Source organism: Shewanella sp. FJAT-52076 (genome assembly GCF_019457455.1).
Classification (GTDB): Bacteria; Pseudomonadota; Gammaproteobacteria; order Enterobacterales; family Shewanellaceae; genus Shewanella; species Shewanella zhangzhouensis.
Window position 1 is genome coordinate 897,959 of record NZ_CP080415.1, and the last position, 18,057, is coordinate 916,015.

Annotated in this window: 18 protein-coding genes; 8 read left to right on the forward strand and 10 right to left on the reverse strand. The window is 56.5% G+C overall.

What is annotated here, in order from left to right; all coding sequences use genetic code 11:
- Entirely contained in the window at positions 1-600 is a 600-nt protein-coding gene (cobO, locus tag K0H79_RS03875; RefSeq protein WP_220077392.1) for a cob(I)yrinic acid a,c-diamide adenosyltransferase, read from the forward strand.
- 511 nt (positions 601-1,111) lie between these two features.
- Positions 1,112-2,752, forward strand: coding sequence for a methyl-accepting chemotaxis protein (locus tag K0H79_RS03880; RefSeq protein WP_220077393.1), 1,641 nt, complete (start codon positions 1,112-1,114; stop codon positions 2,750-2,752).
- Between the two features lie 52 nt (positions 2,753-2,804).
- On the opposite strand, the gene K0H79_RS19290 is transcribed toward K0H79_RS03880, so the two are convergent.
- The gene (locus K0H79_RS19290; protein ID WP_258405471.1) at positions 2,805-3,395 is read right to left on the reverse strand and encodes a hypothetical protein; all 591 of its coding nucleotides are present in this window, start codon (positions 3,393-3,395) and stop codon (positions 2,805-2,807) included.
- A gap of 251 nt (positions 3,396-3,646) precedes the next feature.
- Here K0H79_RS19290 and mpl point away from each other — a divergent pair, with 251 nt between their 5' ends.
- The 5 genes from mpl (at position 3,647) to K0H79_RS03910 (ending at position 8,064) form a co-directional block, all read left to right on the forward strand.
- Positions 3,647-5,014 carry a UDP-N-acetylmuramate:L-alanyl-gamma-D-glutamyl-meso-diaminopimelate ligase gene (mpl, locus tag K0H79_RS03890; RefSeq protein ID WP_220077394.1) on the forward strand — a complete coding sequence of 456 codons (1,368 nt, stop codon included), beginning with the start codon at positions 3,647-3,649 and terminating at the stop codon, positions 5,012-5,014.
- A 45-nt stretch (positions 5,015-5,059) separates the two neighbouring features.
- Entirely contained in the window at positions 5,060-5,701 is a 642-nt protein-coding gene (locus K0H79_RS03895) for a flavin prenyltransferase UbiX (RefSeq protein ID WP_220078080.1), read from the forward strand.
- 7 nt (positions 5,702-5,708) lie between these two features.
- The gene (gene hpt, locus K0H79_RS03900) at positions 5,709-6,239 is read left to right on the forward strand and encodes a hypoxanthine phosphoribosyltransferase (protein ID WP_011758888.1); all 531 of its coding nucleotides are present in this window, start codon (positions 5,709-5,711) and stop codon (positions 6,237-6,239) included.
- A gap of 93 nt (positions 6,240-6,332) precedes the next feature.
- The gene (locus K0H79_RS03905) at positions 6,333-7,292 is read left to right on the forward strand and encodes an ABC transporter ATP-binding protein (protein ID WP_220077395.1); all 960 of its coding nucleotides are present in this window, start codon (positions 6,333-6,335) and stop codon (positions 7,290-7,292) included.
- Position 7,293: 1 nt separating this feature from the next.
- Complete coding sequence (locus K0H79_RS03910; RefSeq protein ID WP_203326129.1) at positions 7,294-8,064, forward strand: ABC transporter permease; 771 nt, start codon at positions 7,294-7,296, stop codon at positions 8,062-8,064.
- A gap of 24 nt (positions 8,065-8,088) precedes the next feature.
- Here K0H79_RS03910 and K0H79_RS03915 read toward each other — a convergent pair whose 3' ends face one another.
- The 8 genes from K0H79_RS03915 to sfsA form a co-directional block, all read right to left on the reverse strand.
- Positions 8,089-8,589 (reverse strand): DUF4124 domain-containing protein, encoded by a 501-nt coding sequence (locus K0H79_RS03915; RefSeq protein ID WP_220066880.1) that lies wholly within the window; start codon positions 8,587-8,589, stop codon positions 8,089-8,091.
- A 191-nt stretch (positions 8,590-8,780) separates the two neighbouring features.
- A complete protein-coding gene (gene panC, locus K0H79_RS03920; RefSeq protein WP_220077396.1) occupies positions 8,781-9,626 on the reverse strand; it encodes a pantoate--beta-alanine ligase in 846 nt (281 codons plus the stop codon).
- 7 nt (positions 9,627-9,633) lie between these two features.
- The gene (gene panB, locus K0H79_RS03925) at positions 9,634-10,428 is read right to left on the reverse strand and encodes a 3-methyl-2-oxobutanoate hydroxymethyltransferase (protein ID WP_203326132.1); all 795 of its coding nucleotides are present in this window, start codon (positions 10,426-10,428) and stop codon (positions 9,634-9,636) included.
- 58 nt (positions 10,429-10,486) lie between these two features.
- Positions 10,487-10,975 carry a 2-amino-4-hydroxy-6-hydroxymethyldihydropteridine diphosphokinase gene (gene folK / locus K0H79_RS03930; protein ID WP_220077397.1) on the reverse strand — a complete coding sequence of 163 codons (489 nt, stop codon included), beginning with the start codon at positions 10,973-10,975 and terminating at the stop codon, positions 10,487-10,489.
- A gap of 2 nt (positions 10,976-10,977) precedes the next feature.
- Complete coding sequence (gene pcnB, locus K0H79_RS03935) at positions 10,978-12,252, reverse strand: polynucleotide adenylyltransferase PcnB (RefSeq protein WP_309304484.1); 1,275 nt, start codon at positions 12,250-12,252, stop codon at positions 10,978-10,980.
- Positions 12,253-12,512: 260 nt separating this feature from the next.
- The gene (gene gluQRS / locus K0H79_RS03940; protein WP_220077398.1) at positions 12,513-13,385 is read right to left on the reverse strand and encodes a tRNA glutamyl-Q(34) synthetase GluQRS; all 873 of its coding nucleotides are present in this window, start codon (positions 13,383-13,385) and stop codon (positions 12,513-12,515) included.
- Positions 13,386-13,456: 71 nt separating this feature from the next.
- The gene (dksA, locus tag K0H79_RS03945) at positions 13,457-13,900 is read right to left on the reverse strand and encodes an RNA polymerase-binding protein DksA (protein WP_011758897.1); all 444 of its coding nucleotides are present in this window, start codon (positions 13,898-13,900) and stop codon (positions 13,457-13,459) included.
- Positions 13,901-14,058: 158 nt separating this feature from the next.
- Positions 14,059-14,772, reverse strand: a complete 714-nt coding sequence (sfsA, locus tag K0H79_RS03950; RefSeq protein ID WP_220077399.1) for a DNA/RNA nuclease SfsA — start codon at positions 14,770-14,772, stop codon at positions 14,059-14,061.
- A gap of 304 nt (positions 14,773-15,076) precedes the next feature.
- On the opposite strand from sfsA, the gene pepB reads away from it, so the two are divergent.
- A complete protein-coding gene (pepB, locus tag K0H79_RS03955; protein ID WP_220077400.1) occupies positions 15,077-16,360 on the forward strand; it encodes an aminopeptidase PepB in 1,284 nt (427 codons plus the stop codon).
- A 111-nt stretch (positions 16,361-16,471) separates the two neighbouring features.
- Here pepB and K0H79_RS03960 read toward each other — a convergent pair whose 3' ends face one another.
- Positions 16,472-17,620: a GGDEF domain-containing protein gene (locus K0H79_RS03960; protein WP_258405472.1), complete on the reverse strand. Its 1,149-nt coding sequence runs from the start codon at positions 17,618-17,620 to the stop codon at positions 16,472-16,474.
- Between the last annotated feature and the right edge of the window lie 437 nt (positions 17,621-18,057).

Consider the following 18,057-nt stretch of genomic DNA (forward strand, 5'->3'; position numbering starts at 1 on the left):
ATGACTGAAATCAAGGCCGAGCGCCACAAGGCAAGGCAACAAAAGGTAAAGGAAGCCGTGGACGCCAAGGTGGCCGCCGCGACCATTGAGCGGGGCGTGCTCATGGTTATCACAGGTAACGGCAAGGGCAAGAGCACCGCCGGCTTCGGCACTGTTGCCCGCGCCGTTGGCCACGGTAAAAAGACCGCCGTAGTGCAGTTTATCAAGGGCGGCTGGGACTGCGGCGAGCGTAACCTGCTTGAAGGTGTTGGCGTGCCTTTTGAAGTCATGGCCACGGGTTTTACCTGGGAAACCCAAAACCGTGAAACCGATACTGCCGCAGCCGAAAAAGCCTGGGCCGTGGCCGAGACCTGGCTTAAGGATGACAGCCTGGACCTTATCCTGCTGGATGAACTTACCTATATGTTGAGCTACCACTATCTGGACCTGGAGCGGGTGTTAACGGCCCTGAAAAACCGGCCGCCCCACCAACACGTGATAGTCACAGGGCGTAACTGCCACCGCCAGCTGCTGGAGCTTGCCGATACCGTGAGTGAGATTGAGTGTGTGAGGCATGCGTTTGAGGCAGGAGTCAAAGCCCAATCCGGCTTCGACTACTGATCCTGCTGCCTGCTCTCGCGGCTGACGTCATTGTCTTCGTCACTCTGTCCCATCACGTAGCGCTGCTACGCTCAGGGCCATATTAACTCGACGGCTTTGTCAGTCGTGAGATCAGCTTGCAGGATGTTTCACTTCCCATTGATGACGTTTAAATCCGATGCCTGCTGTCGCAGCTGACGTCATTGTCTTCGTCACTCTGTCCCATCAAGTAGAGCTGCTACGCTCAGGGTTATCGCCGCTGGGCGGCTTTGTCAAACGCACCAATCACTGTGCTGAATGTTTCCTGTGCTCTCTTCTCTACTGAGACCGCATGATTATCGTCGCCTTCGCGTCGTCCCGGCAATCGGCTCTGGTTAGCGTTCGGCGCTATCTTATCAAGGCATTAGTGTCAGTTTTGAAGCTACCGCTTTTTTCTGCTGTGCTACATTTTTCTGAGGGCATTTTGTTCCTGCATGCACAAAGCCTGAGCGCTTTCGCAGCCACTCGAGACATCAGAATAGGAAAATTAAATATGAATCTCAATGAGTTAACTATCAGAGCCAAGTTTTCGATTCCGCTGGTTGTCATCGTGGTCATGACGGTTGCCATTGCAGTGGTGAGTATTTTAAACGCCAAGCGGTTATCGTCCGATGCCAAAAATGTGGCGACCACCTTTCTGTCGGCGGTGGATGCGGGGTTGAATGCCGACCGGGATCTCTATCAGGCGCTTACTGCCAGCCAAAATTACGTGCAGTACCGTTTGCTCGGGCAGTCAGGTGGGGATAAATACCGCCAGGACTTCGATGAAAATGCCAAGCAGGCGCTGGACAGGATGGCGCTGGTGATGAGCCTGCTTAAGGAGTATCCAGAGCTGCAGAGCAACAAAGCTCAGTTTCAGCGAGAATACGATGCCTGGCTCGCAGCCGCCACTCAGGTGTTTACCATGGCGGATAGCCAGAGTTCTCTGGCTGCCGCCAACTACAACAATGAAGTGGTGGAACCCTTGTTTCAGGCACTGCGCGGGCACTACGACAAAACCGGCGAATGGGTAAAAAACAAGGCAGATGAGGTCACCAGTCAGGCGCTTGAAGCCAGTCAACGCGGTATTAATCTGTTGTTTGGCATCATCATTCTGGTGGTGCTGGCCAGCATCATCAGCGTGGTGTATGGCCCCAGATTGGTCACCTCCAGGGTAGAAGAGCTCGATACCATGATTGCCGCCATCAGTGATGGGGAAGGGGACCTGCGTGGCAGGCTCGATGACAGCGGCCGTGACGAATTGTCGCTGCTGGCCAGAACCTTTAACGGCCTGATGATGAAGCTGCAGCAACTGATTTCGACCATCAAAAGTGATGCGGTTTCACTGGATGCCCGGGTAGTAGGCCTCAATCATTCGGCCAAAGAGAGCGAAAAAATTTCCTCGGAGCAGAATGCCAATCTGGAGCAAATCGCCACGGCAGTGCATCAACTGAGCCATGCCGTACACGAAGTGGCCGCCAGCTCCCAAAATGCCCTCAGCGATACCGAGCATGCCAATACCCTTATCAAGGAGTCCAGTACCGTGGTGGGCCAATCGGTTGATCGGGTACAGCAACTGGCCGGTGTGGTCTCCCATGCCAGCGAGGTGATCCAGAATCTTGCCTCCGAGTCCAAGCAAATCGTCACAGTGCTGGACGTTATTCGGGGCATTGCCGAGCAAACCAACCTGCTGGCACTGAATGCGGCCATCGAAGCGGCCAGGGCCGGTGAGCAGGGGCGCGGCTTTGCCGTGGTGGCAGACGAAGTCAGAACATTGGCGAGCCGTACCCAGCAATCCACCGAGGATATCCAGCGCATGGTTGCCGGGCTCGAGGCCGGAGTCAGTGAAGCCGTATCGGCGATAGACTCAGGCACCCGTCAGGTGGACTCAGTGGTCGAGGCGTCTGGCAGCATCACCCGGGCACTTGCCGGTGTGGATGAGGCTGTGTCCCGCACCAAGGATTTGATTTACCTGATTGCCACCGCCACAGAGGAGCAGAGCAAGGTGGTGGATGAGGTAAATCAGAATATCAGCTCACTGAATTTGCTCTCTCAGGAGAGTATCGGTGTTGTCAGGCGCACCCGGGAGGCGGCCGACGAAATCGCCCAGATTGGCACTGGGCTGTCGGGTAATGTGGGGCGCTTTTTGGTGTAAAGCTTGCGCAATTTGGTTGTCAGAAAGGGCCCTCCAGTGAGGGCCCTTCTTGTTATTGGTGTTCAATAACCGGAACCTGGGGCGGCACTGTGGCAAGCGGCCCAGGCATCGGGTTCATGGCTTCCTTTCCTGCGTTACTCTGGTTTTGGTTCAGTGAGGTGGCGCTTTGAGCAAAGGGTTCAAGGGCGCTGGGCCAGGTGGGAACGGCCGAAGCCAGAGTGCCCTGCACGGCCTGCTGCAGCGGCTCGGCGAAGACCTGGGTCACATCACCCTTTATCAGCATCACCGCCATCTGGTTGGTATCGCTGTTCCACACAAACCCGGCTTTTTCGGCCATCTCCGGCACAGGCGTGTAGCGGGACACCAGATAAAACAGCGGGCCTTCCTGTTGCAGCTCATCAGCGGTTTGCAGCAGGCTCACGGCAGTGCCGTAATGCTCGCCCAGCAGGGGCTCCAGGCGGCTTCTTATCATGGGCTGCTGCAGCAGGTTTACTTCGTTTGGATCCAGTCCCACCAAGGGTTTCATCAGGGCCCACAGCAGTTGGCTCTGGGGTGACAGCAGTAACATGGGGGCAACACAGGCCTGCAAAAACAGTGTGCACAACAGGGCCGTGGCCCAGGGGCGAAACGTGTGAGACAACATGGGATATGGATTCCGATAGGGGTTGGGGGCTTGGGGCTGCACACCCCGGGGATCTTGGGTGGCAAACCGGCGAGCATTCTAGCCTTGCCCGAAAGGCCCTGCCATGGGGGCGGGCGGCGAAATTTTTTTGTGCTGAGGGTCAAGGCCACTGACCGAGCCAAGCTCGCCTTTGGGGGGAGGCGAAGGTACAATGGCCGCTGATTTTTCAATTCTTTTGGGTATGAATTTCGTACCTGAATTGGCAGGAGCCTATGCACGTACACATTCTCGGGATTTGCGGCACCTTTATGGGTGGTCTGGCGCTGCTGGCGCGGGCCATGGGACACAAGGTCACAGGATCGGATGCCAACGTGTATCCGCCCATGAGCACTCAGCTCGAAGAGCAGGGCATTGAACTCATTCAGGGTTTTGACCCTGTGCAGCTTGAAAGCGAACCGGATTTGGTGGTGATTGGCAATGCCATGAGCCGGGGCAATCCCTGCGTGGAAGCCGTGCTCAATAAGGGCATGGCCTATACCTCAGGGCCACAATTTTTGCGCGACCATATTCTGCAAGGTCGCTGGGTGCTGGCGGTGGCCGGTACCCACGGTAAAACCTCCACCTCCAGCATGTTGGCCTGGGTATTGGAACATTGCGGCTATGAGCCGGGCTTCCTGATTGGTGGCGTGCCGCAAAACTTTGGCGTATCGGCCCGTCTGGGGAACTCCCCCTTCTTTGTGGTCGAGGCCGACGAGTACGACAGCGCCTTTTTCGACAAGCGTTCCAAGTTTGTTCACTATCAGCCAAAAACTTTGGTTATCAATAACCTCGAGTTTGATCACGCCGATATTTTCGACTCGCTTGCCGATATTCAGCGCCAGTTTAACCATGTCATCCGCACCGTGCCCGGTTGTGGCAAGGTGATTTGGCCCAAAGACAGCAAAGCGGTTGCCGAGGTTATCGACAAGGGACTGTGGAGCGAGCAGGAAACCTTCAGCCATCAGGCGGACGCCGATTGGTCAGTTAGACCACTGGCGGCCGATGGCCATCAATTTGAAGTGCTGTTTGGCGGTGAAGTGCAGGGCGTGCTTGACTGGCAGCTTATCGGCAGCCACAACATGGAAAACGCGGTCATGGCCATCGCCGCCGCGCGCCACGTGGGCGTTGCCCCGGCGGCAGCCATCGAAGCTCTCAGCGGTTTTATGCCCCCCAAGCGCAGGCTGGAGCTGATTGGTGAGGTTGGCGGTGTGAGCCTGTACGACGACTTTGCCCACCATCCCACGGCCATCGAAACCACCCTCAAGGGGCTCAGGGCCAAGGTGGGGAATGCCCGTATCTTTGTGGTGCTGGAGCCCCGCTCAAACACCATGAAACGCGGTGTTCACAAGGACACCCTGGCCTTGTCCATGGCGCTGGCCGACGAGGCTTTCCTCTATCAGGCCGACAATATCGGCTGGGATATCCGCGATGCCATGGCCCAGGCACCGCTGCCGGTGGATGTAGACTATGATATCGACAGCATAGTGGCCAAGGTGGCTGCCAGGGTACAGAGCGGTGACCAACTGGTGGTGATGAGCAACGGCGGCTTTGGTGGTATCCATGGCAAGCTGAAGGCAGCCATTGCTGCCAAGCTGGCCTGAACCGCTTAAGAGAAGTGAATCAAGATGAATGAACATCAGCCCCTGATGCCAAAGCTAAACAGCATCAGTCTTGCCTGGACGGGTGCCTCCGGCGCACCCTACGGCCTTAAGCTGCTCAAATGCCTGCTTGAAGCCGATTACCGGGTGTTTTTAATGATTTCCAGCGCCGCCCGGGTGGTGTTTGCCACCGAAGAGGGCCTTAAGCTGTCGGCCGATGGCGCGAAGGCCGAAGCCCAAATCCGTGGCTTTATTGGCTGCGACGCCGGTGAGCTGGTGGTGCTGGGTAAAGATGAGTGGTTTTCGCCGCCGGCATCAGGCTCGGCTGCGCCAAAACAGATGGTCATTTGTCCCTGCTCCACCGGTACCCTGGCAGCGGTTGCTACCGGCATGAGCAACAATCTGCTGGAGCGCGCCGCCGATGTGGTGCTCAAGGAGCGCGGCCAACTCATTCTGGTGCCAAGGGAAACCCCGTTTAATGCCATCCACCTGGAACATATGCTCAAGCTGACCCAGCTTGGCGCGGTGATTATGCCTGCGGCGCCGGGCTTCTATCACCATCCCAAATCGGTGCAGGATCTGGTAGACTTCCTAGTCGCACGAATTCTTGACCATTTGGGCGTAGCCCACAGCCTGACCAGGCGCTGGGGTTATGGTGGCGAAGGCGCCACACAAGCTTCTGATAATTGAGAGTATTATGAAACACACCATCGAAGAGATGATCTCGGCCGCCGAGATTGACCAAAAACTCAATGAACTGGCCGAGCGTATCAACGCCCACTATGAAAACAGCGAACGCCTGCTGATGGTAGGTCTGCTCAAGGGATCCGCGGTCTTTATGGCTGACCTGTGTCGCCGTATCAAGGGCCATGTGGAAATCGACTTTATGTGCGTTTCCAGCTACGGCAATGCCATGTCCAGCTCCCGCGATGTGAAGATCCTCAAAGACGTGCAGTCAGATATCGCCGATCGTGATGTGCTTATCGTTGAAGATCTCATCGATTCGGGCAACACCCTGTCCAAGGTGCGTGAACTCCTGCTGGTGCGTGAGCCAAAGAGTCTGGCCCTGTGCACCCTGCTGGATAAGCCAGAGCGCCGTGAAGTGAATGTACACGTGGATTTTGTCGGCTTTACCATTCCCGACGAGTTTATCGTTGGCTACGGTATCGACTATGCCGAGAAGTATCGTAACCTGCCTTATATCGCCAAGGTGATCCCGCAGGAATAAGCGGGTCAGGGTGAAATCGGGGGCTTTGGCCCCCGCTTTTGTTTAAGGCATCAAGACAGTTGGTTTTAAATTCAGGTTCAGCGAGGGGAAGCAATGACAGAGGCTGCAACTGGGGTGGCACTCAGAATAGAAGGGCTGAAGAAAACCTACAAAGGCGGTGTGGAGGCAGTCAAGGGCATCAGCCTTGAAGTGGCCAAGGGGGACTTTTTTGCCCTGCTCGGCCCCAACGGTGCCGGTAAGTCCACCACCATAGGCATTATCAGTTCGCTGGTGCAAAAGAGCAGCGGCAAAGTAGAAGTCTTTGGCCATGATATCGACAGGCAGCTTGAGGCCGCCAAGCTGTGTATCGGGCTGGTACCGCAGGAATTCAACTTCAACCAGTTTGAAACCGTACTGCAAATCGTGGTCAATCAGGCCGGATACTATGGTGTGCCCCGTCCTGAGGCCTTGCTGCGGGCCGAGAAATACCTCAGCGCGCTGGATCTTTGGGAGAAGCGTAACAGCCCGTCCCGTCAGCTGTCCGGCGGCATGAAGCGCCGTCTGATGATTGCCCGAGCCCTGATGCACGAACCCAAGCTGCTTATTCTGGATGAGCCCACAGCCGGGGTGGACATTGAGCTGCGCCGCTCCATGTGGAGCTTTTTAACCGAGCTTAACCGTCAGGGCGTTACCATTATTCTCACCACCCACTACCTCGAAGAAGCCGAAATGCTGTGCCGCAATATCGGCATTATCGACAAAGGGGATCTGGTGGAGTGCACCAGCATGAAAAAGCTGCTGGCCAAGCTGAATATGGAAACCTTTATCCTGGATCTGAAGCGTGATGTCGACGCACTGCCAGCCCTTGATGGGATCCAGTGTCGCCTGGTAGATAATCACACCCTCGAGGTGGATATCGCCAAAGAGCACAGCCTCAATCAACTCTTTGCCCAGCTGTCGGCGCAGGGCATAGAGGTGCTGTCGATGCGCAACAAAGCCAACCGTCTGGAAGAGCTGTTTGTGGCGCTGGTGGAAGGGGCCAAACAGGCCAAAGCAACGGGGAGCCACAACTGAGATGAAGGCCTTGTACCTGACCGCTTTCAAAAGCATTCTGATTAAAGAAATCACCCGTTTCACCCGTATCTGGGTGCAAACTCTGGTGCCACCAGCCATCACCATGACCCTGTATTTTATGATTTTTGGTAATCTGGTGGGCGGCCGTATCGGCGAAATGGGCGGCGTTAGCTATATGGAGTTTATTGCCCCCGGTCTCATCATGATGTCGGTCATCACCAACTCCTACTCCAACGTGGCATCCAGCTTCTTCAGCGCCAAGTTTCAGCGCAACCTCGAAGAGCTTATCGTGGCGCCCGTGCCCCATTACGTTATGATTGCCGGTTACGTGGGTGGCGGCGTGGCCCGTGGTCTCTGCGTGGGCCTGATAGTAACCCTGGTCGCATTGAGCTTTGTTGATCTGAGCATCCATCATCTGGGGCTGGTGGCTGTGACCGTGTTTATTACCTCTGTGCTCTTTTCACTGGGCGGGCTTATCAATGCGGTGTTTGCCAAGAGCTTCGATGACATCAGCATTATCCCCACTTTCGTGCTGACGCCACTGACCTATCTGGGTGGGGTGTTCTATTCGCTTTCCTTGCTGCCTGACTTTTGGCATGCGGTCTCTACCTTAAACCCCGTGGTTTACATGATAAACCTGTTCCGCTACGGCTTTCTCGGGGTGGCAGATTTGAGTCTGGGCGTGTCTTTTGCTGTGATGCTGAGCCTGTGTGTGGGGCTGTGGTATCTGGCGTATTACCTGATTTCACGGGGTATTGGACTTCGCAGCTGACAGCGGCCGGGGTGGCCGTCCAGCCTAGTGGGCATCGGCGGTGGCAACTGTGTCCCGCCTTGCCTTGAGGGACGAAATGGAGGCGTCGTTGGCGCCTTTCATTTCATCAAATCTCTGGTTCATCGCCGCCACTTCTTTTAAAAACTCCGGATCGGTTTCCGGAGCGCCTCGCCAAAAGCGTTTGCGATCCAGCTTTTTCTTCTCGCTGGCCCGCAGCACCTCTATGTAGCTGTTTTCCTGATTCAGGCGATAGATTTCACTGTCGATAAGCGCCAGCATCTTCTCGCTGGTAATGGTTTTCCCGTTTAACAGTTCGGTCAGGGGATCGTTGGGGTCCTTGGGTTTGTCCGAGTCCACTTCCCGGGTCAGGCCAAACTCAAACGCCATCTCGCGCTGGTGGTATTCGCCGGGGCAATTGGTCTGGGAATACACCACCCTGTCATCCTTGATGCATTTATAAATGGTGTCCGCGCCGCTCGCCATGGGCGGCAACAGACATAGCAGCAAGGGAGCAAGGGCTCGCATGGGTGGCACATCCTTTTGATTCTGTGTAAAAACCTGGTTCCCAAAACCTTCTCGGCTTTCGGGTGTGACTGCCAATAATATGGCGCACGTCAATAAAAAACACCAGTTAAAATATGTACTTGGTGACGAATTTACCGTCTTCGCGACAATAAAAAAGGGAGCCTTGGCTCCCTTCGTATGTCTGTTTAACCTTAGCGGCTGAAAACCAGATTATCAATCAGGCGGGCCTTGCCAAGGTATGCGGCACCGAGCACCACCAGTTCCTTGTCGGCATCCGTGGGCAGGGCCAGGGTGGTGGCGCTGCGCACTTCCAGATAGTCCGGGCGGAACCCGGCATCCATCAGGGACGTATTGGCCTTGGCGATGGCGGCAGCGATGGTGCTGCCTGCAGCGATTTGTGCGGCAAGGGCATCCAGGGCGGCCTTGAGGGCGGCGGCGCGGGCCTTTTCATCGGCGGTCAGGTAACCGTTGCGGGAGCTCATGGCAAGGCCACTGGCTTCGCGCACGGTTTCCACGCCGATGATTTCCAGCGGCAAAGACAGGTCTTCCACCATGGTGCGAATGACCAGAAGCTGCTGATAATCCTTGCGGCCAAACAGGGCCACATCGGGCTGCACTATGTTAAACAGCTTCAGCACTATGGTGGCCACGCCACGGAAATGGCCCGGACGGCTGGCACCGCACAGCTCATCGGAAATGCCCGGCACTTCCACATAGGTCTGGGCATCCAGTCCCTTGGGATAAATGATGTCAGGCGTTGGGGTAAACAGCAGCTCACAACCGGCGGCGGTCAGCGCGGCCTGATCTTCTGCCAGGGTGCGAGGGTAGGCGTCCAGATCCTCGTTTTTACCAAACTGCATGGGGTTGACGAAAATCGAGGCCACCACGTGGTCGGCACGTTGTGTGGCTTCTTTTATCAGGGTGATGTGCCCGGCATGGAGGTTACCCATGGTGGGCACAAAGGCCACGGTTTCGCCATTGGCGCGCCACTGGCGCACCTGACGTCTGATTTCATCGATTACAGCGGTTGTGTACATCTGTGTCTCAATTAAAGGTGTGTTCTGGGCCAGGGAAGCTGCCATCGGCCACTTCGTCAATAAAGGCGCGTACCGCAGCGCGGATTTCACCGGTCTGCTTTAAGTAATTCTTTGAAAAACGTGGAATATAACCACTGGAGATGCCCAGTACATCGTGCATCACCAAAATCTGGCCGTCAGTGTCTTTACCGGCACCAATGCCAATCACGGGAATGGTCAGGGCCTCGGTAATGGCCTTTGCCAGCGACGCCGGAATACATTCAATCACCAGCAGCTGGGCGCCTGCGGCTTCCAGTGCCTTGGCTTCATTCAAAATACGCTGGGCATTGTCGGCATCGCGGCCCTGTACCTTAAAGCCTCCGAAAACGTGCACCGACTGAGGTGTCAGGCCGATGTGGGCACACACGGGCACGCCACGCTCGGTGAGTTTTTTCACGCTTTCCAGCAGCCATTCACCACCTTCCAGTTTCACCATGTTGGCACCGGCCTGCATCAGGGCAGTGGCCGTGGTCATGGTCTGCTCCACGGTGGCATAACTCATAAAGGGCAGGTCGGCTATCAGCAGCGCGCGAGAAATACCGCGACGCACACAGCGGGTGTGGTAGGCAATGTCTTGCACAGTAACCGGCAAGGTATCCTCGTGCCCCTGCAGTACCATGCCCAGCGAGTCGCCCACCAGCAGGACATCAACGCCCTCACTGTCAAAAGCGGCGGCAAAACTGGCATCATAAGCGGTCAGCGCGGTGAACTTTTTCCCTTCCTGTTTAAACTTCATCAGGGTCGAGGTGGTGACTTTGGACATAATGCGTTTCTCTACCAGCGAGTGTGAAGTGGAGTTATAAGCCAACTGAGGTCTGACTTCAATCGCAGGGTGTCAGTTGGTGAAGCTCGTCCCGCATTGCCTGGGTGATAAGGCTCTGGACTGGGGTGCCACAGGGCAACATCAGCCCCGGAGTCAGGCATTCAAGCGGAATAAGCACAAAACTGCGGTCTTTCATGCCGTAGTGGGGCACTGTGAGTCTGTCGCTGCAAATCACTTGATTGCCATACAGCACCAAATCCAAATCCAGGGTACGGGGGCCCCAGCGCACCAGGCGCTCACGGCCCTGCTCAAGTTCAATGGCTTGCAGGGCATCCAGCAGCGCCAGCGGCTCAAGCTCAGTGTCAAAGCAGGCGACGGCATTCACGTAATCGGGCTGTGCGACCTGGCCCATGGGGCAACTGCCATAGTAGGGCGATACCCTGAAACTGCCCGGGGCTGCCAAGGACAACAGGGCCTCGCAGGCCCTGTTCAGTTGGCTGATGGGCTCGGCGAGATTGGCGCCGAGAGCCACATAAACCTGGGTCATATTCAGCTGTCGCTGCCGGTGTGAGCCCTGGCACCTTCACCGCTGCCGCCTTCACTGCGGGGGCGACGGCGCACCCGGCGCTTGCGGTTACGGGGAGCATCGCTCTTGGCACCGCCACGGGCGATATTGCCGCGTTCTTCTTCCGGCGCTTCCACAAACGACTGCCACCAGTTGGCGGTCTTTTGCAGATTGCCACCCTCAATTTCGGCGCGCATCAGCAGCAAATCGTAACCGGCGCGGAACTTGGGGTTTTCCATCAGTTTAAAGGCTCGGGTGCCCTGGCTGCGCTCGAATCTGAGCTGCATCTGCCAGATATCCCGGGCCGGCACGCTGAAGCGCTTGGGCAGCGAAATGGTCTGGCATTGCTGCTCGAGCACATCGCCCATGGCGGCAAAATAGGCATCGTACAGGCTCAGGCCACTCTCGTTGGCAATTTCTTCGGCGCGGCTTTTCAGCGGATACCACAGCAGGGCCGCATAGAAGAAGGCCGGTGTGACTGGCTTGTCTTCCATTACCCGGATGTCGGTATTACGCATCACCAGGTTCACCATGCGGGCACAGTGGCCTTTTGGCGAGTCGGCAATGGTGTCGGCCAGCAGCGGGAAAATCGGCGCAAACAGCTGATATTCCTGCATCATCTGATAGTTTGCCTGGCCCTTGCCCGCAAAAAACAGCTTGAGCACTTCTTCGTACATGCGGGCGGCCGGAATGTCACGCAGCAGCGGTGCCAGCTTGCGGATTGGCGCGGCTGTAACCTCTTCGATACGCATCCCCAGCTTGGTGGCAAAACGCACGGCGCGGATCATGCGCACCGGGTCTTCACGGTAGCGGGTCTCGGGATCGCCAATCAGGCGCAGTACGCCGTCGTTGAGATCTTCCATACCGCCGCCATAGCTGCGGATAGAGTAGTCGCTGATGTCGTAGTAGAGGGCGTTTACGGTAAAGTCGCGGCGTTCGGCGTCTTCATCGATAGAGCCGTACACGTTGTCCCGCAGCAGGCGTCCCTCGGCATTGGCCTTGGAAATCTTGTCGCCATCCTCATTGCCGTGATGACCACGGAAGGTAGCCACTTCAATCACGTCACGGCCAAAGACTATATGGGCCAAACGGAAACGGCGGCCGACCAAACGGCAGTTGCGGAACAGCTTTTTGATGTCTTCGGGGGTGGCGTTGGTCACCACGTCAAAGTCTTTCGGCTCCAGACCCAGCAGCAGATCGCGCACACCGCCACCCACCAAAAAGGCCTCGTAACCCGCCTTGTTCAGGCGATAAAGCACCTTGAGCGCATTTTCACTGATGTTTTTGCGCGAGATGGTGTGGGCATTTCGGGGCGTGATGCTCAGACTCAGGCCCTGTGCATTGTCGGCACCCTGCTGAATCGATTCTGTCGTTGGATGCTGCTCGCCCTCGGCGAACAGTTGCTTACAGAACTGAGTGATACGGCGAAAAATGGTACACCTCTTGAGCTTAACTAGGGGTTAAAAATCTGGCGGCTATGATAACCCCAAACGGGGTCAATTGACAGTGTGCAGGCGCCTTAGCCACCACTGTCAATCAGGATTTCCCGCCGCCTTGGAATAGAGTCCACAGAAAAGTCCGCGACTGCCTGTGCCAGCAGGCTTTCAACGCTGTGTGCATCGGGTATTGGCTGGCCCAAAAAGGCCAGCGCAGCCTTGAGTGCAGGCAGGGGATTGGCCTTGTCCACCGGCGTGGCATGGTTTTGCTTCGACAGCTTGAATCCTACCTCGGCGCAGGCCAGTGGCAGGTGCATCCAGGCGGGCGCCTGATGGCCGAATTGATTGAACAGGCTCAGCTGGCGACAACTGGCCTCAATCAGGTCGGCACCGCGCACCACCTCGGTAATGCCGGTTTCGGCATCGTCCATCACCACCGCAAGCTGGTAGGCGTAAAGGCCATCGCTGCGCTTGATGATAAAGTCTTCGGCGGCAAAGCTCTCTGGCACTGTCACCTCGCCCAGCAGGCCATCATGAAAATGATTCACCCGGGCACGATTCACGATACGTATGGCACCGCTTTGGTGGCCAAGGTGGCGACAGCGGCCATCGTAAACCCCGCCCATGGCCTGAATTTGCTTGCGGCTGCACTGGCAAAAATAAGCCTCGCCGCTTGCCAGCAACCCATCGATTTTGGCCTGATAGGCTTCGGTGCGTCGGCTTTGGTACATCAGCTCGCCATCCCAGTGCAATCCAAAGGCATCCAGGGTACGCAATATGTCATCGGCGGCGCCGGGTACTTCCCGTGGCGGATCTATGTCCTCAATGCGCACCAGCCACTGTCCGCCCTGACTGCGGGCGCGCAGGTAGCTGCCCAGCGCGGCAATCAGCGAGCCAAAATGCAGTGAGCCAGAGGGAGAGGGGGCAAAACGGCCAATGTAGGGAGGATAAGACATGGCGCTGTTAACAGATTCCTGAAATGCCAAGCGGGGCCTGAGCCCCGCTTTCGAATTGCAGTGGATGGGGATTAACCGGCCATCTGCCTTTCTTTGATCTCTGCCAGCGTTTTACAGTCGATACAGAGATCGGCCGTTGGGCGGGCTTCGAGACGGCGAATGCCGATTTCCACACCGCAAGAGTCGCAGAAACCAAAGTCATCGTCTTCGATTCTTTGCAGCGTCTTTTCAATCTTCTTGATGAGTTTACGTTCTCTGTCGCGGGCACGAAGCTCCAGACTGAACTCCTCTTCCTGAGCGGCTCTGTCGACTGGATCGGGGAAATTGGCGGCTTCGTCTTGCATGTGCGAAAGGGTGCGGTCGACTTCTTCACGCAGCTGGTTGCGCCAGGCTTCAAGGATCTTCTTGAAATGGCCCAACTGCTGGTCGTTCATATACTCCTCACCAGGTTGCTCCTGGTAAGGCGCTACACCTGCGATAGCGAGTACGCCAAGTTTTTTAGTGCCTTCAGGCATAACGCATCTCCTGTATTCTTTGCGTTGTTCGGGCGTCACTTAGAACGGCCGCTATCTATATCAAAATAAAACAAGTGAGGCAAACATTTTACATGAGCACCTGTGAATTCTTTGATGATGTCCGCTAATCGGCCGATTTTCAAATTTTAAGCGCCGATTTACTCGGTGCCAGAGTGGAAAGGTATCGGGATATTTAACTGCAAGCCTTTGTTATTCATCATACATCCATAAGCCAGCACTTCAACACCCGCGGCCATGGCCTCCCGGAGCAGCGCGGCATATTTGGAGTCTATCGCCTCGGCGGGCGCCACCCTGTGGATCCCCTGATGTTGCACTACAAACAGCAGCACGGCCCGGTAGCCCTGACGTTTCATCTCCATCAGTTCCCGCAGGTGTTTTTGCCCTCGGGTGGATACCGCATCGGGAAACAGCCCCCAGTCATTGTCCAGCAGGGTGCAACTTTTGACTTCGATATAGCAGTCGGGTGTCTGTCCGCCGCTGAGCAGCAGGTCGATACGGCTGTTCTCATTGCCATACTTCACTTCGCGGCGGATTAGCTCGTAGCCCTGAAGCTCAGTTATCTGCCCCAGCCCAATGGCTTCTTCGGCAAGCTGATTGGCCCGCGCCGTGTTAATGCCAATCAAATTACCCCGGTCATCTTCGGCCAGCTCCCAGGTGTGGGCGTACTTGCGTTTGGGATTATCCGAAGTGGAAAACCACACCCGCTTGCCGGGATACAGGCAGTTTTTCATCGAGCCGGTATTGGGGCAGTGCAGGGTTGTCTGGCTGCCATCGTCCAGGGTCACATCGGCTAAAAACCGTTTATAGCGGGTGATGAGCACAGCGCTGGACAGGGGGGCTGCGTATTCCATGGCATCTCCTTTGGCCGGGCAGTGGCCTGCTGCCGTAACTGGCGGCACCGTTACGGGCGACACTGCCACAGGCACCGATTGGGGCGCAAAAGCTGGCAGTGTACTGTAAAAGCACGGTCATGTCCCTGTATCGGCGTGCAGAGTCCCGGCCCCGTTTTTTACCGCCCGCCGTGTCGAAACCCCGGGGCCACTTTAAGCGCCTTGGCCTTCTGGGGTACACTCGTGGCATATCGCCTGCTTCAAGCGCAATGCTTTGGGCACAGTGTTTCTAGCCGGCGCCAATAACACAGAAAAAGGAAGCAAGATGACACAAGCCATGCGTGTAACCCTCACCCAGGAAGCCCCGGCAGCCCATTGGGGCAAGGCCGACATCACATTCGAAGGCAATCTGGCCCGCATCCATCTGCAGGGCGCCGATGTCCTGCGTCAAATCCAGATGGCCGCCCGCAAACTGCGCAGTCAGGGCATTGCCAGCGCTGCACTGGAAGGCGAGGGCTGGGATCTTAATCGCCAGTGGGTGTTTGCTCAGGGCTTTGTGACCGCCAAGGCGGGCTGGGACATCAGCTGGACCGGCGATGAGGCCACCCAGAGCGAACTGGCTTCGCGCATGGAAGCTGCCCGCTTTGTGCGCCAGCTCACCAACGAGACCCCGGAAAACCTGTCACCGGTGAAACTGGCCACTCAGGCCGGTCACTGGATTAAAGAACTCGGTGGCGACAAGGTGAGCTTTCGCATCATCGAAGGCGAGCAACTGCTGGAAGAGCAGTGGATTGGTATCCACGCCGTTGGGCGCGGCAGCGAGCGTCCACCGGCGATGCTGGAGCTGGACTATAACCCGCTGGGCGCCGATGCCCCTGTGTCTGTGGCCCTGGTGGGCAAGGGCATTACCTTCGACTCGGGCGGCTACAGCCTCAAGGCCAGCGAAGGTATGCTCAATATGAAGTGCGACATGGGCGGCGCTGCCACCATCACGGGCGCACTGGGGCTGGCCATTAAAAATGGCCTGAACAAGCGCGTTAAGCTGTTTTTGTGCTGCGCCGAAAACCTGGTCAGCGGCCGTGCCTATAAGCTTGGCGATATCCTCACCTACAAGAACGGTGTGACAGTGGAAGTGGTCAATACAGACGCCGAAGGCCGCCTGGTGCTGGCCGACGGTTTGCAGGCCGCCTCTGCCACAGGTGCACCTCTCATTATCGATGCCGCCACCCTCACAGGCGCTGCCGTGATGGCCGTGGGCGGTAACTACAACGCTATCTTCTCGCCCGACGAAGCCGTGATTGCGCTGACCCGTGAAAAGGCCCGCAGTGTGGCCGAGCGGGTATGGCCACTGCCGTTGGACCCATGGCACAAAGACATGTGTCCATCGGCCTATGCCGATACCGCCAACAGCCGCCCTGTGAAAGGTGGCGGCGCCGGTGGTGCATCCAATGCTGCGGGCTTCCTGTGGCGCTTTGTACGCGACGATGCCAAGTGGCTGCACATGGACCTTGCCGGCTCCTTTGAAGACAGCGCAGGAGCGTTGTGGGCCGCCGGTGCCACCACCCACGGTGTGCTCACCCTGGCCGCGCTGATTAAAGACGCCGACTAACGGTGGATTTGGCGGTTAAACGCCCACCAAAAAGGCCGCTATGCGGCCTTTTTGCTTGACTCACGTACAGGAGCCGGACGCTCAGGTCGTTTCCAGCGGCCTTGCCGTTACTTATACCGTTTCCTGCGGCGTTGACGGCACGGATTGGCTGGTAGAGTAGCACTGTACCTGATTGCGGCCCTGCGTCTTGGCGCTGTACATGGCCTTGTCGGCCTGGGCCATCAGCTTGTCGAGGGAATAGCCCGCCCTGGTGTTGTCGGTTACCCCAAAGCTTGCGGTCAGCACAAAGGCGTGTCCCGAAGCCGAGGTATCCACGCCTCTCAGGGCCTGACACATGGCATTGGCCAGTTCGGTGGCATGCTTTAGGTCGCACTCGGGCAGCAGCAGGCAAAACTCTTCGCCGCCGATACGGCCAAAAATCTCATACTCCCGCACCTGCTCTTTGCAGATCCTGGCCACTTCTTTCAGTGCCCAGTCGCCGGTGGCATGGCCCAGGCTGTCGTTAATCTGCTTGAACTTATCCACATCCAGCAGGATACAGCTGATGGGGGCATTGAGGGTTTTGGCGTACTCCACCGCGCTCAGGGACACCTGGGTAAAGTGGCCACGGCTGAACAGCCCGGTAAGATTGTCGAATTCGGCCAGTTGCCTGAGGCGTTTTTGGCTCTGCCAGGAATGCCAGGCCCAGGTACCGAGGCCCAGGGCAATACAAAAGAGTACGGCAATCAACAGGCGGTTATTGAAGGCCTGGGCCTGATCCAGCTGCTGCTGCACCTTCAGGAGCTTATTCTGCTCATCCAGCAGGCTTATCTTGTTTTGCTGCTCCAGGCTCTGGTGCTGGGCCAACTGAAACGCCAACGTCTTGGTTTTCACTTCGTCCAGATAGGCTTTATCGGCCTCGGCGTACTTGATGTAGGCCTCCAGCGCCGCCTTGCTGTTGCCGCGGCTGCTGTGATAGTCAAACAGCACCTTGTTGGCACGGATAAGGGCTTCCAGCGCATTGGCTGCCGCCGGCGATTGGCTCACCGCCAACGCCTGTTGATAGGCTTTTTCCTGCTGCCCCAGCTCCCAGTTGGCCTTGGCTTGCAAGCTTTGGTAAATGGCAATTATAGGGGCGTATTTGGCGGACAGTACCAAAGCTTCGTTTTCATCCAACAATGCCTTGGCTGCCAAGGGTTGGTTATCGGTTTCGAGCAAGAATTGGGCGTAAAGGCGGATGATGTTTGATTGAATTACAGCTTCTTTTGCCGACTTACACACTTGAACTCCATTGGAAAAAATACTGGCCGACTCATCTGGGGCCAATCCCAATTGAAGTAACGCTTCAAATTTTAGTTGCTCAGCAGCGCACTGATTTCGAGGATCGCTATGTGCGTTTTGTAGGCGTTTACTGTATTCAAGTCCAAGGGAGTACTGCCCTAGCTGATTGTAAAAGATACTTGCAACCATCAGACCAAGGCCTGATATTTCGGGGTCATGAATGGAGGGCAAAAGGGTCAAAACATTGTCCAGCGATATTAGGCCTTCGTTCCACTTTCTCTGAATAGCAAAAGCGTTAATTAGTGAAATTAGCGACCTGAACTTGATGTCTGGGTTGACAGCGTCTTTGGATAATTTCTCGTAAACATCCAATGCAGCAACGAAGTCGCCATCAAAGATTAGTTTGTAAGCCTCTAAATATTCAAGATAATCACTTT

What these genes read in the sequence shown, in the direction of transcription:
- K0H79_RS19290 (WP_258405471.1), bottom strand. Translation starts at nt 3,395, where the DNA reads ATGTTGTCTCACACGTTTCGCCCCTGGGCCACGGCCCTGTTGTGCACA.
- panB (WP_203326132.1), bottom strand. Translation starts at nt 10,428, where the DNA reads ATGTCCAAAGTCACCACCTCGACCCTGATGAAGTTTAAACAGGAAGGG.
- dksA (WP_011758897.1), bottom strand. Translation starts at nt 13,900, where the DNA reads ATGCCTGAAGGCACTAAAAAACTTGGCGTACTCGCTATCGCAGGTGTA.
- gluQRS (WP_220077398.1), bottom strand. Translation starts at nt 13,385, where the DNA reads ATGTCTTATCCTCCCTACATTGGCCGTTTTGCCCCCTCTCCCTCTGGC.
- hpt (WP_011758888.1), top strand. Translation starts at nt 5,709, where the DNA reads ATGAAACACACCATCGAAGAGATGATCTCGGCCGCCGAGATTGACCAA.
- sfsA (WP_220077399.1), bottom strand. Translation starts at nt 14,772, where the DNA reads ATGGAATACGCAGCCCCCCTGTCCAGCGCTGTGCTCATCACCCGCTAT.
- K0H79_RS03905 (WP_220077395.1), top strand. Translation starts at nt 6,333, where the DNA reads ATGACAGAGGCTGCAACTGGGGTGGCACTCAGAATAGAAGGGCTGAAG.
- cobO (WP_220077392.1), top strand. Translation starts at nt 1, where the DNA reads ATGACTGAAATCAAGGCCGAGCGCCACAAGGCAAGGCAACAAAAGGTA.
- pepB (WP_220077400.1), top strand. Translation starts at nt 15,077, where the DNA reads ATGACACAAGCCATGCGTGTAACCCTCACCCAGGAAGCCCCGGCAGCC.
- K0H79_RS03910 (WP_203326129.1), top strand. Translation starts at nt 7,294, where the DNA reads ATGAAGGCCTTGTACCTGACCGCTTTCAAAAGCATTCTGATTAAAGAA.
- panC (WP_220077396.1), bottom strand. Translation starts at nt 9,626, where the DNA reads ATGTACACAACCGCTGTAATCGATGAAATCAGACGTCAGGTGCGCCAG.
- K0H79_RS03880 (WP_220077393.1), top strand. Translation starts at nt 1,112, where the DNA reads ATGAATCTCAATGAGTTAACTATCAGAGCCAAGTTTTCGATTCCGCTG.
- folK (WP_220077397.1), bottom strand. Translation starts at nt 10,975, where the DNA reads ATGACCCAGGTTTATGTGGCTCTCGGCGCCAATCTCGCCGAGCCCATC.
- mpl (WP_220077394.1), top strand. Translation starts at nt 3,647, where the DNA reads ATGCACGTACACATTCTCGGGATTTGCGGCACCTTTATGGGTGGTCTG.
- K0H79_RS03915 (WP_220066880.1), bottom strand. Translation starts at nt 8,589, where the DNA reads ATGCGAGCCCTTGCTCCCTTGCTGCTATGTCTGTTGCCGCCCATGGCG.
- K0H79_RS03895 (WP_220078080.1), top strand. Translation starts at nt 5,060, where the DNA reads ATGCCAAAGCTAAACAGCATCAGTCTTGCCTGGACGGGTGCCTCCGGC.